The sequence below is a fragment of the Martinezella sp. CNPSo 3959 genome (assembly GCF_057784355.1).
Genome location: NZ_JBXSOV010000008.1, coordinates 221,208 through 232,942 on the forward strand (window position 1 = coordinate 221,208; position 11,735 = coordinate 232,942).

Below are 11,735 nucleotides of genomic sequence, written 5' to 3' on the forward strand. Positions count from 1 at the left end.
TTGGCGGTCAAAAACGGCCAATTAAACCTCTGTAAGGCGCATGAAACTTTCGTAACCCCGCCTTGGGCGTGTGTTTCCGCATTCCGAACGGAAAACCGCTGCGCACTTTTCCTGGAAGTGCTCAAATGAACAGTTAAACCAGCGCCTTCAGGAAAGCGGTGAGGTCGTCCGTCACGTAGTCGATGTGGTCATCTTCGCCGGTCGTTCGTTCCCACCATTCGACGATCGTCGTCTCGAGATTTTGCGGTACGAGAAGCACGGTCTTCATGCCGAGCGCCTTGGGCACGGTGAGATTGCGCGGCAGGTCCTCGAACATGACCGCCTTCTTCGTATCGACGCGATGGAGGCTCATGAACTTGTCATAGGTGCTGCCGGCAGGCTTCGGCACGTAGTCGGCAGCGACGATATCGAAAATGTCGTCGAAGCCGTCGAGAATGCCGAGTGCGCCGGCCGTCGCCTGGGCGTGTTTGACGCTGCCGTTGGTGAAGATGAACTTGCGTCCCGGCAACGCCTTGATGGCGGCGGCGAGCTCCGGCTGCGGCGTCAGCGCCGAATAGTCGATCGCATGCGCCTTTTCCAGGAAATCGTTGGGGTCGATGCCATGATGGATCATCAATCCCTGCAGGGTCGTGCCGTGCTCGAGATAATATTGCTTCTGCAGCTTGCGGGCGTCTTCACGCTCCATCTGCAGCAGTGTCGAGACGTAAGCCGTCATGTTCTTGTCGATCTGCGCGAAGAGATCGACATGATGCGGATAAAGCGTGTTGTCGAGATCGAACACCCAATCGCGGATGCCGGCAAAATCTGAAGGTTCGGATAGCGTTTTTGTCTGGTTCATGCCCGTCTTATGGCACGCACGGTCGGCACGGGGGAAGGAAAATATTCATGCTGCTGCATCCCCGGCCATAGGAGAGATTGCCGTGCGATTCAATGCCGGCTATGATTTTACTATTGATTTCCGGGGTTTTACGCTATTTGCCATGTGAGGGAGAGCTTACGCTCTTTATGGTCGCGGAGGGGAAATCGCCCGATTGGGCTTTTCGGAGGGGATGCGATGGGTCAAGTGGAAAAGGCGCTGGAATTTGCGCGGCTGCACAAGAAGGGCGAGCCGCTGATCCTTTTCAATATTTGGGATGCCGGCTCTGCCAAGGCTGTCACGGAGGCCGGCGCCAAGGCGCTAGCAACGGGTAGCTGGTCGGTCGCCGCCGCCAACGGTTTCGGAGACGGACAGGCAATTCCGCTATCGCTGCTGGCGGTGACCGCCAGGCTGATTTCGGTGACGAGCCCGTTGCCGCTGTCGGTCGATTTCGAGGGCGGCTATGCCATCGAACCCGAGGAGGTCGCCGCCAATGTCGAAAAGATCATGGATCACGGCGCCATCGGCATCAATTTCGAAGATCAGGTGATCGGCGGTCAGGGTGTTCATCCTATCGAAACGCAGGCGGCACGCATCCGCGCCATCCGTGAAATGGCTGATCGCCGGGAAATACCCTTGTTCATAAACGCCCGCACCGATCTTTTCCTGCAGGAAAGCGATACGGCGCATCATCAGCTCCTGCTGGATGACGCCTTTCAGCGCGCCGATGCTTTTGCCGAGGCCGGCGCCAGCGGCTTCTTTGCACCGGGCCTGGTCGAACCGGATCTGATTGGCGCCCTTTGCGAACGTTCGCCACTGCCGGTTAACATCATGGTGCGCCCGACGACCCCGGACAATGAGACCATGGCAAAGCTTGGCGTCAGCCGCATCAGCTATGGGCCGGCTCCCTACCGCTCGGTCATGGGAATGCTGAAAAGCGAGGCCGAAGCGATCTATCGGCCGTCCTGACGGAACAGCCAGCGCTTCGCAATCAACATTTGCGAAGCGCCTTTGAGACACGGCAGGCTAGGCTGATTTACGGAACGATCAGCGTGCCCGCGCCACGCTCCGTGAAGATTTCGAGCAGCACGGAATGGGCCGTCTTGCCGTTGAGGATGACGACGCCCTGAACACCGGCCTTGATGGCGTCGATGCAAGTCTCCACCTTCGGGATCATGCCGCCGGAAATCGTGCCGTCGGCGATCAAGGCATGGGCCTGGGCGACGGACAGTTCCTTGATGAGCTGACCCTGCTTGTCGAGGACGCCCGGAACGTCCGTCAGGAAAAGCAGGCGCGTGGCGCTGAGCGCACCGGCGATCGCGCCGGCAAAGGTATCGGCATTGATGTTGTAGGTCGCGCCGTCGCGGCCGGGGGCAACAGGGGCAATGACCGGGATCATCTCGGACTTGGCAAGCAGGTCGAGCAGCGTACGGTCGACTTCGACCACTTCACCGACGAAGCCGAGATCCAGCACGCGCTCGATGTTGGAGTCCGGGTCTTTGATGGTCTTGCGCGCCTTTTCGGCAAAAACCATGTTGCCGTCCTTGCCGCAAAGGCCGATCGCCCATTCGCCGGTCTGGTTGATCAGCGCGACGATTTCCTTGTTGATCGAGCCGGCGAGCACCATTTCGACGATCTCGACCGTCTTCTGGTCGGTGACGCGCAAGCCGCCTTCGAACTTCGATTCAATACCCATCTTCGTCAGCATGGCGCCGATCTGCGGGCCGCCGCCATGGACGACGATCGGGTTGACGCCGGACTGCTTCAGGAGCGCGATATCGGCTGCAAAGGCCTTGCCAAGCTCGACATTGCCCATGGCATGGCCACCGTATTTCACGACGATGGTCTTGTTTTCGTAACGCTGCATATAGGGCAGCGCCTGTGCGAGCAGGTTGGCTTGGAGTTCGCTTTGGGCTTCGGACATGGTGCACCCTTCGAAATTGTTCGCGGGCCTTTTATCTCAAGTTTTTGACAGAGGGAATAATGATCTCGGCAATAAAACATGTCGCGTGAAAGTGCGCAGCGGTTTTGCCGCAATCGCACACGCGAAATCAAATACCTAAAGCGCGAATGCCGATCTGAAAGATCGCGCTGTGCTTTCATTGACGCTATGTCACATTAGCGTCGCGGAAATTGATGGTGCGGACACGTTTGCCGAAGCGAAGTTTTCTTCTAAAGATGGTGCAGGCGTCGCACCCTGGGGATTTGGATGGCGAGCGAGGAGACGGAAGCGCTGATCGGCCGCGTCGCCATGCGCGATCAGAAAGCCTTTGCCGCGCTCTACAAGCGTACCAGCCCGAAACTTCTCGGTGTTTGCTTGCGTATCGTCGGCAACAAAACGGATGCGGAAGAGGTTTTGCAGGAGGTCTATATCAAGGTCTGGCAGCGAGCCGAACAATTTGCTGTTACGGAAGGGCCTGCAATGCCCTGGCTGACGGCAATAGTGCGCAATCGAGCCATCGATTTCGTGCGTGCCCGCAAGCCGGTAGCCGATGAAATAGACAGCGCCTACGATCTCGCCGACCTGGAACCCGGCCCCGAAGAGCAAGCAATCGTGAAGGGGGAGGGAAGGCGGATTGACAGGTGCATGGAAGAGTTGGAAGCTGATCGCGCGCGGGCGGTCCGCAGCGCCTATGTCGAGGGCTTGAGCTACCAGGAGCTCGCCGACCAACACGCTGTACCATTGAACACGATGCGCACCTGGCTGCGTCGAAGCCTGATCAGACTGAGAGAGTGCATGGACCGATGAGTACGCCCGATCAAAGCAAGGGAGGCCGCTCCCGCGATGAAGTCCTGGCCGGAGAATATGTGCTTGGCGTGCTCTCCCTGGAGGACCGGCAGAAGGTCGAGCGCCGGATGCGCAGCGACCGCCAGTTTGCCGCCATCGTCAGCCGCTGGGAACAGAACCTCTCGGAATTCAATGAGGAATATGAAACGGTGACGCCGTCTTCTTCGGTCTATCCGAAGATCGAGAAGCGGATTTTCGGTGACGTGGCATTCGGTGCCCAGCTCTGGAACTCCCTTTTGGTCTGGCGCTCGATGGCCTTCGGTTCGCTGTTCTTGGCGGCCGGCGTTCTCGTCTTTGCCATAACCAATGAAGGTGCCCTGCGCGGAACATCGGGCAAGCAATTGACGGCATCGCTTTCCGGTCAGAATAGCCCGATCACGCTCCTCGCCAATTATGACGTTGCCAATGGGCGTTTGAAGGTGACGCCGGTGGCTGCGGGCAAACCCGAAGAAAAGTCGCTGGAGCTCTGGCTGATTCGTGGCAGCGATCCCGCCGAAGCGCTTGGCGTTCTGCCGCAGGGTGGCGATGGTGAAATCGTCCTCCCGCCGGAGCTTCACAGTAAATTGACGGAGGGCGCAATCATCGCCGTCAGCGTCGAGCCCTTTGGCGGTTCGCCGACCGGCAAGCCGACGGGCGATGTGGTCGCTTCCGGCACGATCCATTTGCCCTGACGAATTTCTGCTCGCAAAAAGCGATCCAAGCTGAAACTGTTTGAAAGCGTGCTCCGTATCTTCTTCCGATCCCGCCCGATCGGGGCAATAGAGAGGAAGAGGAGACGTTATGATCAAGACCGTATTTCGCATTGCTGCCGCAGCCGCAATGTTGTCCGTTGCGAGCAGCCTTGCCTACGCCAAGGACCCGATGGTCGGTGGTGCTGCAATGTATGCCAGCAAGAACATCATCCAGAATGCCGTGAACTCCAAGGACCACACGACTCTGGTCGCAGCCGTGAAGGCGGCCGGTCTCGTCGATACGCTTGAGGGTAAAGGCCCGTTCACCGTCTTCGCACCGACGAATGAAGCGTTCAAGCAGCTGCCGGCGGGCACCGTCGAAACGTTGCTGAAGCCCGAGAACAAGGAGAAGCTGGTCAAGATCCTGACCTGCCATGTCGTGGCTGGTGATGACATGGCGGCCGCCATCCAGAAATGGGCAAAGAGCAAAGGCGGCGAATACGATCTGAAAACCGTCGGCGGCTGCACGATCAAGGCTATGGCCAAGGGCAGCAAGCTGACGCTGACCGACGAAGCGGGCGGCACCGCTCACATCACCATCGCCGACGTCAAGCAGTCGAACGGCGTAATCCATGTCGTCGACAAGGTGTTGTTGCCGAAGATGTGATCTTCATCGGCAACACGGCCGTCGTCTCCTGATACGAGGTCAGGGGCGGCGGCCTCATTGTATCGATGCGGTCTTCAAACCTGGATGCCGACCGTCAGGCCAATGGCTTCGCGTAATTCTTGAAGCCCAAGGCCCTTTTCCGAAGACGTCGCAAGAATGCCGGGATAGGCGGCCGGGCGCTTGCGGATTTTTTCGGCGGTATCAGCGAGCAGCTTCGGTATGCCCGCCTCCTTGATCTTGTCGGTCTTGGTCAGCACGATCTGATAGGAAACGGCGGCCTTGTCGAGAAGGTCCAGAACCTCCGCATCGTTCTTCTTGATACCGTGGCGGCTGTCGATCAACACATAGACGCGCTTCAGCGTCGTGCGCCCGCGCAGATAGTCGAAGACCAGCTTCGTCCAGGCATCGACCTGATCCTTCGGTGCTTCGGCATAGCCGTAGCCGGGCATGTCAACCAGAGCCATCGGCGGCAGGTCGCCAGCCTCGCCGGAAAAGCCGTCGGGAACGAAATAGTTGAGCTCCTGTGTACGTCCGGGCGTATTCGACGTGCGCGCCAGTCCCTTATGCCCGACCAGAGCATTGATCAGCGACGACTTGCCGACGTTGGAGCGGCCGGCAAAGGCGATTTCCGGCGGCCCTTCCGGTGGCAGAAATTTCATCGACGGCACGCCGCGGATGAAAATCCAAGGGCGCCCGAAAAGCGGCTTGTCGTCTTTGGTCGTCTGGTCTGCCATGCGCTCGCGATCTTTGCTTGGTTTCGTGGATTGGCTTCAAGCTTTTGTCCGCGAAAGTCAAGTTTGGATCGGCATTTGGCTTCGTGCTGCCGAGCTTCGGTGTCGGCCAAGGAGCCGGTAATGACTAGCCACAGCACTTGGCAGCATTCGCTGATCCACAGCAGGTTGCCGCTTGGGTCTGTTCTGCCAGCCACCGGTCACGTGGTTTGCAGCTGGCTGCGCGGGCAATGAGCTCGACATAGACGGCATCGTCGCCGATAACAGGAGCTGATGCGCAGTAGAGCTGCATCGGCTGCACCCCGTCGCTCACCTCAAAGGTCAGCCTCGCGGAGCCGTCGAGCTGCACGTGCTCGGAAACTTTGCGGATGATAGCGGCGAATTTGCCCGCCGGCATATGCGTGCGGTTGCCTTCCTCGATATCCCAAAGCTGCACGAAAATCTCAGCCCATGCTTCCGGGTTGGCCCCGCAGTCCAGTGCCGAAAACTGCCCGGCCTTAACTTCTGTGACGTGATAGCCCGGCCTCACCGGCCGACCGTCATAGCGGAATACAAGGGGCAGATCGCCGGCAACGGCCAAAGTCTCAAGCAGAAGGCCGAGGTTGATATCCGAAGGCAGGCTCTTGTCGATCGCATTCATTTGATGTACTCCATATTTCAACATTTCAAGGATTGTTGAAACATGGATGAAGGTCAAGCCCTCGCTTCGTTCGGCGCACTCTCTCAGGAGACCCGCCTGCAGATCGTCCGCATGCTCGTCGTTGCCGGTCCTGATGGGATGGCTGCGGGCATGATTGCAGAGAAGCTCGAGGTATCGCCCTCGAATGTTTCGTTCCATCTGAAGGAACTGGATCGGGCCGGCCTCATTGGCCAGCAGCGGGAATCCCGCTCTATCGTCTACACCGCCAATTACGATGTGCTCGGAGGTCTCGTCCGCTTCCTGATGGAAGACTGCTGTGCGGGGCATCCGGAGGTCTGCGCGCCGGCGGCGCAAGTCGCTGCCTGCTGTGTACCAGCTGCGGGTAATGTTCCATGAATATGCTGATCTGGGGTCCGAAGCCGTGACATCTTTTCCGCTTTCGCGCCGCCTTGTCTCGGAGGCCTTGGGCACGGGCCTTCTGGTCGCGACGGTCGTCGGTTCGGGAATCATGGCGGACAGGCTGACGAGCGATACGGCGCTTGCGCTGCTCGCCAATACGCTGCCCACGGGCGCGATCCTCGTCGTGCTGATCATCGTCCTCGGGCCGATATCCGGCGCTCACTTCAACCCGGCGGTATCGCTCGTCTTTGCGATACGCCGCGAGCTGACCGCGATGTCGGCTTTGGGCTATGTCGTCGCCCAGATCCTTGGCGGGATTGCGGGGACGATCCTCGCGCATGCCATGTTCGAACTGCCGTTGCTGCAGGCCTCGACAACCATCCGCAGTGGCGGCGCGCAATGGCTGGCCGAGGTGACGGCCACCTTCGGCCTCGTCTTCGTCATCCTCTCCGGCCTGCGGTTTCGCGCCGACGCCGTGCCATGGCTGGTCGGCCTCTACATCACGGCTGCATACTGGTTTACCGCTTCCACTTCTTTCGCCAATCCGGCTGTCGCAATCGCCCGCTCGCTGACGAACACCTTCGCCGGCATCCGTCCTGTCGATCTGCCGGGTTTTATCGTCGCGGAAATCCTCGGCGCATTGCTGGCACTGACGCTTGCGAACTGGCTGCTGATGGATGCCCGCAATCCTCAAACTCTCGCTGAAACGGAAACCGTCCCATGACCATGGATGTTGCGATCTACCACAATCCCGACTGCGGCACCTCGCGCAACACGCTGGCGATGATCCGCAATGCGGGCATCGAGCCGACCGTCATCGAATATTTGAGAGATCCGCCAAGCCGCGATGATCTCATCAAGATGATTGCCGATGCGGGTTTGACCATCAGGCAGGCGATCCGCGAAAAGGGCACACCCTATGCCGAGCTCGGCCTCGATAACCAGGATCTAACCGATGCCCAGTTGCTCGATGCCATGTTGAAGGATCCGATTCTGATCAACCGCCCGTTCGTCGTTACGCCCATGGGTGCGCGTCTGGCCCGGCCTTCGGAAGTTGTCCTGGATATCCTGCCCGATACGCATAAAGGCCCGTTCACCAAGGAAGATGGCGAGCAGGTTCTCGACGCCGACGGCAAGCGCCTTGTCTGAACGCGTGCCGCTTCATGCCGTGTTTGCGCTCGGCATCACGCAGATCATCGGGTACGGCACCCTCTATTATAGCTTCAGCATCCTTGCGCCCGATATGGCCATGCAGTTCGCATGGTCGAGCGAATGGGTCTTTGGTGCACTGTCGGTCGCGCTTCTGGCAGGCGGCCTTACCGCGCCGTGGCTGGGCGTGCTGTTCGACAGGATCGGTGCCGCACGGGTGATGACGATCGGCTCCTTCGTGGCAGCCGCAGCTCTGGCCGCTTGCGCCCTAGCGCCTAACAAGGCGGTCTACGTCGTCGCACTCATTGCGATCGAGGTTGCCGCCAATCTGGTCCAGTATGGCGCGGCCTTTGCGCTGCTCGTGCAAATCCGACCACAGGTCGCTTCCCGCAGCATAACCTATCTGACGCTGATTGCCGGGTTCGCCTCGACAATCTTCTGGCCGACAACCACGGCGCTCCATGCGCATCTCGCCTGGCAGAACGTCTATCTGGTTTTCGCCGCCCTCAACCTCTGTATCTGCCTGCCAATCCACGCATGGTTGTCGCGTCAGGGATCCACGCAGGGCGCGAAGGCATCGACCGTCGCTACGCGCGTCGAGGGGGTATTGCCACCTGCCCGCCGTCGCCTCGGCTTTGCGATCATGGTTACGGGTTTTTCGCTGATGTCGCTCGTCAGTTCGGCCATTCTGGTGCATCTGGTGCCGCTGCTGTCTGGTCTCGGCCTCGGCGCGACCGCCGCTCTCGTGGGGACACTCTTCGGCCCGTCGCAGGTCGGCAGCCGCCTCATCAACATGGTGTTCGGCAAGAACCTGCCCGCACTCCATCTGGCCGTGATCGCCTCGATGCTGATCCCGGGCGGAGTGCTGGTGCTTGTGCTTTCTGCTCCCTCCGTACTCAGCGCCATGGCCTTCGCGATGATCTTCGGCATGGGCAACGGCCTCCTCAGCATCGTCACCGGCACGCTGCCTCTGCATCTTTTCGGCAGCGATGGCTACGGAAAGCTACAGGGGAAGATGATGGCGGCACGGCTGATCCTTTCAGCTCTCGCCCCGTTCGTCCTGGCCTTCGCGATGCAGAATATCGGCATCACGCCGTCACTCGCCATCGCGGCCGCTCTGGGTGGGCTTTCCATCGCTGCTCTATCTTCCATCGCAGCATTACGATGACCGTTATTGGCGGCACATCGGTGCCGGAGTTCGCGCCGATGGCACCTGTCGCCACAAAAGAAAAAGCCCCGCCGAAGCAGGGCTTTTGTCGTCATTTCGATGGCGCCGGTTTTCGTTTGAAGAGGCCCTTCAGATTGTCGAAGAGCTCCACCTTCACGCCATGGCGCTTCATGATGATCGACTGCTGGATGACCGAGAGCGTGTTGTTCCAGGCCCAGTAGATCACGAGACCGGCCGGGAAGCTCGCCAGCATGAACATGAATACCAGCGGCATCCAGTTGAAGATCATCGCCTGGGTCGGATCGGGAGGAGTCGGGTTCATGCGCATCTGGAAGAACATGGTGACACCCATGATCAGCGGCCAGACGCCGAGATGCAGGATGGTCGGCGCCGCAAACGGCAGCAGGCCGAACAGGTTGACGATCGAGGTCGGATCCGGCGCGGAAAGGTCCTGAATCCAGCCGAAGAACGGCGCATGGCGCATCTCGATGGTGATGTAGATCACTTTATAGAGCGAGAAGAAGATCGGGATCTGCAGAAGCACCGGCCAGCAGCCCGCGATCGGATTGATCTTCTCTTCCTTGTAAAGCTGCATGGTCGCCTGCTGCAGGGCCATGCGGTCGTCGCCGAACTTGGCCTTCAGCTCCTCCATCTTCGGCTGCACGCGCTTCATATTCGCCATGGAGGCATATTGCCGGCTGGCGAGCGGGAAGAAGAGCGCCTTGACGACGATGGTGGTGCAGAGGATGGCGACGCCGAAATTGCCGAAGTAGCGGAAGAAGAAATCCATCAGCTTGAACATCGGCTTGGTGATGAAATAGAACCAGCCCCAGTCAATCAGGCGGTCGAAGCGCGGGATCGAGTAGCTGGTCTCATAGCGGTCGATGACCGGGACTTCCTTGGCGCCGGCGAAGACCAGGTTCTTCAGATCCTGCGACTGGCCGGGAGCGATGGTGACCGCATCCTGCTTGTAATCGGCCTGATAGCGCGGAGTGCCATCGGTAAAGTGCGAGAAGCGGGCGTCATAGGCCGTCGCCTGCGGCGGCACGATGGTCGCAGCCCAGTACTTGTCCGTCATGCCGAGCCAGCCGCCGGTCGCCTTGGCGGGCGTCGTGGCTTCCTTTTCGGTCGAGGCGTATTTGGTTTCGATCAAACCATCATCGCCGATGACGCCGATAAAGCCTTCGTGCAGAACGTAAGCCGACGGCGTCTCGGGCTTGTTGTAGCGCGTGACGCGGCCGTAGCTCGACAGAGAAACTGGAGCCTGGCTGGCGTTGGCGATCTTGTCTGTGATCGTGAACATGTAGCGATCATCGACGGAGATCGTCCGGCTGAAGGTGATGCCCTTTTCATTGGTGTAGGAGAGCGTCACCGGCGTCTTGTCGGTCAGCTTGTCGCCGCTGGTAAGCTTCCACACGGTCGAGGGGCCGGGGACTGCGCCCGTCGCGTCGCTGCCGACATAGCCGAGTTCGGTAAAATAGCCGTCCTTGGTGTCCGCCGGGCTGAAAAGCGTGATGATCGGGCTGCTCTTGCTGACGGTCTCGTGGTAGGCCTTGAGCTGGAGGTCGTCGAAGCGGGCGCCTTCCAGGTTGATGGAGCCGGCAAGCGCGGGCGTGTCGATGGTGACGCGCGACGAAGCGGTCTTGGCCACGGACTGCTCGAGGGTGAGAACCGTCGGCGCCGTCTGGCCACCTGCGGGCAGCGAACCGTTGACCGCAGTGCCCGCGGGAGCTGGCTGCGTCGTCTGAGCCTGCTGATGCTGCTTGGCGGCCTGCTCGGCCTGACGCTGCGCTTCGAGGCGTGGGTTCATATAGAAAAACTGCCAGCCGAGAACAATCAGCACAGACAGTGCAATTGCAATGAAGTAATTGCGGTTGTTTTCCATCATACTTTCCTGGAGCGGTCCTTTTCCGACCGCCGGTGTTTCGGCCTGGTTTCGATGCGGCTTACGAGTTCGCTCGCCAGTTTTTCGAAAGGCGCGGTCAGCACCTCGCGTCGCGCGACAACCACATAGTCGTGTCCGGGCTGCATTGCAAATCCGGCGTGAAGCCGCACGGCTTCTTTCAGCCTGCGCCGCATGCGGTTGCGCTCCACCGCGTTGCCATGTTTTTTGGTAACGGTAAAACCGACGCGGGGTTCGGCGTCGGCGGTCTTGCGGTCCAGCATTTCGATGAGGAAGAAGCTGCCTCTGCGCTTCTCGCCTTCGCGGACTGCAAGAAACTGCGGCCGGCTTTTCAGCCGCCCGACAGTCTTTTTTGGTCGTTCATTCGTCAATTTGCCCGCCATCCTGGATTATCGGGCACTTCGGCCCTTAGGCCGAAAGACGCTTGCGGCCGCGGTTACGGCGAGCGGAAAGAACCGCACGGCCGCCCTTGGTGGCCATGCGCGCACGGAAGCCGTGGCGACGCTTGCGGACAAGCTTGGATGGTTGGTAGGTACGCTTCATTTATTTAAACACCGCGGAGTGCGGCCCTTCTTGAGCTTTGCTTTACAGCAAGGAGCGTTGTTGATTATGGCGAACGGACTTGGCCCGCAAATGCAGGCTCCATGACCGGACGTGCGCGGGCTTATACGGATCAAGCCTCCGGAAGTCAATTATATGGGTGCAGATTCCTTTAAGACAGGCAATTTCGCGCGATCGGCGGCGGCCGATTGCCGTCTGGCTG

Annotated in this window: 15 protein-coding genes; 8 read left to right on the plus strand and 7 right to left on the minus strand. The window is 59.7% G+C overall.

The features are described 5' to 3' along the window. Nucleotides 1–133: 133 nt before the first annotated feature. A complete protein-coding gene (locus AC13RE_RS18765; RefSeq protein ID WP_132715706.1) occupies nt 134–838 on the minus strand; it encodes a pyrimidine 5'-nucleotidase in 705 nt (234 codons plus the stop codon). A 216-nt stretch (nt 839–1,054) separates the two neighbouring features. On the opposite strand from AC13RE_RS18765, the gene AC13RE_RS18770 reads away from it, so the two are divergent. Continuing rightward, nucleotides 1,055–1,825: an isocitrate lyase/PEP mutase family protein gene (locus AC13RE_RS18770; protein WP_132715707.1), complete on the plus strand. Its 771-nt coding sequence runs from the start codon at nt 1,055–1,057 to the stop codon at nt 1,823–1,825. Between the two features lie 67 nt (nt 1,826–1,892). Here the strand turns inward: AC13RE_RS18770 and argB are convergent, their stop codons facing one another. Next, nucleotides 1,893–2,780: an acetylglutamate kinase gene (gene argB, locus AC13RE_RS18775; RefSeq protein ID WP_015338657.1), complete on the minus strand. Its 888-nt coding sequence runs from the start codon at nt 2,778–2,780 to the stop codon at nt 1,893–1,895. 285 nt (nt 2,781–3,065) lie between these two features. On the opposite strand from argB, the gene AC13RE_RS18780 reads away from it, so the two are divergent. The 3 genes from AC13RE_RS18780 to AC13RE_RS18790 all read left to right on the plus strand — a co-directional run bounded on the left by AC13RE_RS18780 (nt 3,066) and on the right by AC13RE_RS18790 (nt 4,982). Beyond that, nucleotides 3,066–3,605, plus strand: coding sequence for a sigma-70 family RNA polymerase sigma factor (locus AC13RE_RS18780; protein ID WP_488564035.1), 540 nt, complete (start codon nt 3,066–3,068; stop codon nt 3,603–3,605). Then, the gene (locus AC13RE_RS18785; protein WP_112336646.1) at nt 3,602–4,315 is read left to right on the plus strand and encodes an anti-sigma factor; all 714 of its coding nucleotides are present in this window, start codon (nt 3,602–3,604) and stop codon (nt 4,313–4,315) included. The genes AC13RE_RS18780 and AC13RE_RS18785 overlap by 4 nt, the downstream gene beginning before the upstream one ends. A 109-nt stretch (nt 4,316–4,424) precedes the next feature. After that, nucleotides 4,425–4,982, plus strand: coding sequence for a fasciclin domain-containing protein (locus AC13RE_RS18790; RefSeq protein WP_488564036.1), 558 nt, complete (start codon nt 4,425–4,427; stop codon nt 4,980–4,982). 74 nt (nt 4,983–5,056) lie between these two features. On the opposite strand, the gene yihA is transcribed toward AC13RE_RS18790, so the two are convergent. Both yihA and AC13RE_RS18800 read right to left on the minus strand, forming a co-directional pair. Next, the gene (gene yihA / locus AC13RE_RS18795; RefSeq protein WP_015338661.1) at nt 5,057–5,716 is read right to left on the minus strand and encodes a ribosome biogenesis GTP-binding protein YihA/YsxC; all 660 of its coding nucleotides are present in this window, start codon (nt 5,714–5,716) and stop codon (nt 5,057–5,059) included. 124 nt (nt 5,717–5,840) lie between these two features. Then, a complete protein-coding gene (locus AC13RE_RS18800) occupies nt 5,841–6,353 on the minus strand; it encodes a DUF6428 family protein (RefSeq protein WP_488564037.1) in 513 nt (170 codons plus the stop codon). Nucleotides 6,354–6,395: 42 nt separating this feature from the next. On the opposite strand from AC13RE_RS18800, the gene AC13RE_RS18805 reads away from it, so the two are divergent. From AC13RE_RS18805 to arsK, 4 genes are read left to right on the plus strand one after another with little or no spacing between them, the layout of a single operon-like run. Further along, nucleotides 6,396–6,749, plus strand: coding sequence for an ArsR/SmtB family transcription factor (locus AC13RE_RS18805; RefSeq protein ID WP_488564038.1), 354 nt, complete (start codon nt 6,396–6,398; stop codon nt 6,747–6,749). Next, complete coding sequence (locus AC13RE_RS18810) at nt 6,739–7,476, plus strand: aquaporin (protein WP_488564039.1); 738 nt, start codon at nt 6,739–6,741, stop codon at nt 7,474–7,476. The genes AC13RE_RS18805 and AC13RE_RS18810 overlap by 11 nt, the downstream gene beginning before the upstream one ends. Further along, on the plus strand, nt 7,473–7,901 hold the full coding sequence (gene arsC, locus AC13RE_RS18815) for an arsenate reductase (glutaredoxin) (protein ID WP_488564040.1): 429 nt from the start codon (nt 7,473–7,475) through the stop codon (nt 7,899–7,901). Before AC13RE_RS18810 ends, arsC begins: the two co-directional genes overlap by 4 nt. Then, complete coding sequence (gene arsK, locus AC13RE_RS18820; protein WP_488564041.1) at nt 7,858–9,069, plus strand: arsenite efflux MFS transporter ArsK; 1,212 nt, start codon at nt 7,858–7,860, stop codon at nt 9,067–9,069. The genes arsC and arsK overlap by 44 nt, the downstream gene beginning before the upstream one ends. Nucleotides 9,070–9,160: 91 nt before the next feature. Here the strand turns inward: arsK and yidC are convergent, their stop codons facing one another. From yidC to rpmH, 3 genes are read right to left on the minus strand one after another with little or no spacing between them, the layout of a single operon-like run. After that, nucleotides 9,161–10,954, minus strand: a complete 1,794-nt coding sequence (yidC, locus tag AC13RE_RS18825) for a membrane protein insertase YidC (protein WP_488564051.1) — start codon at nt 10,952–10,954, stop codon at nt 9,161–9,163. Then, nucleotides 10,954–11,355: a ribonuclease P protein component gene (gene rnpA / locus AC13RE_RS18830; protein ID WP_015338668.1), complete on the minus strand. Its 402-nt coding sequence runs from the start codon at nt 11,353–11,355 to the stop codon at nt 10,954–10,956. The genes yidC and rnpA overlap by 1 nt, the downstream gene beginning before the upstream one ends. Nucleotides 11,356–11,380: 25 nt before the next feature. Continuing rightward, a complete protein-coding gene (gene rpmH, locus AC13RE_RS18835; RefSeq protein ID WP_041677194.1) occupies nt 11,381–11,515 on the minus strand; it encodes a 50S ribosomal protein L34 in 135 nt (44 codons plus the stop codon). Between the last annotated feature and the right edge of the window lie 220 nt (nt 11,516–11,735).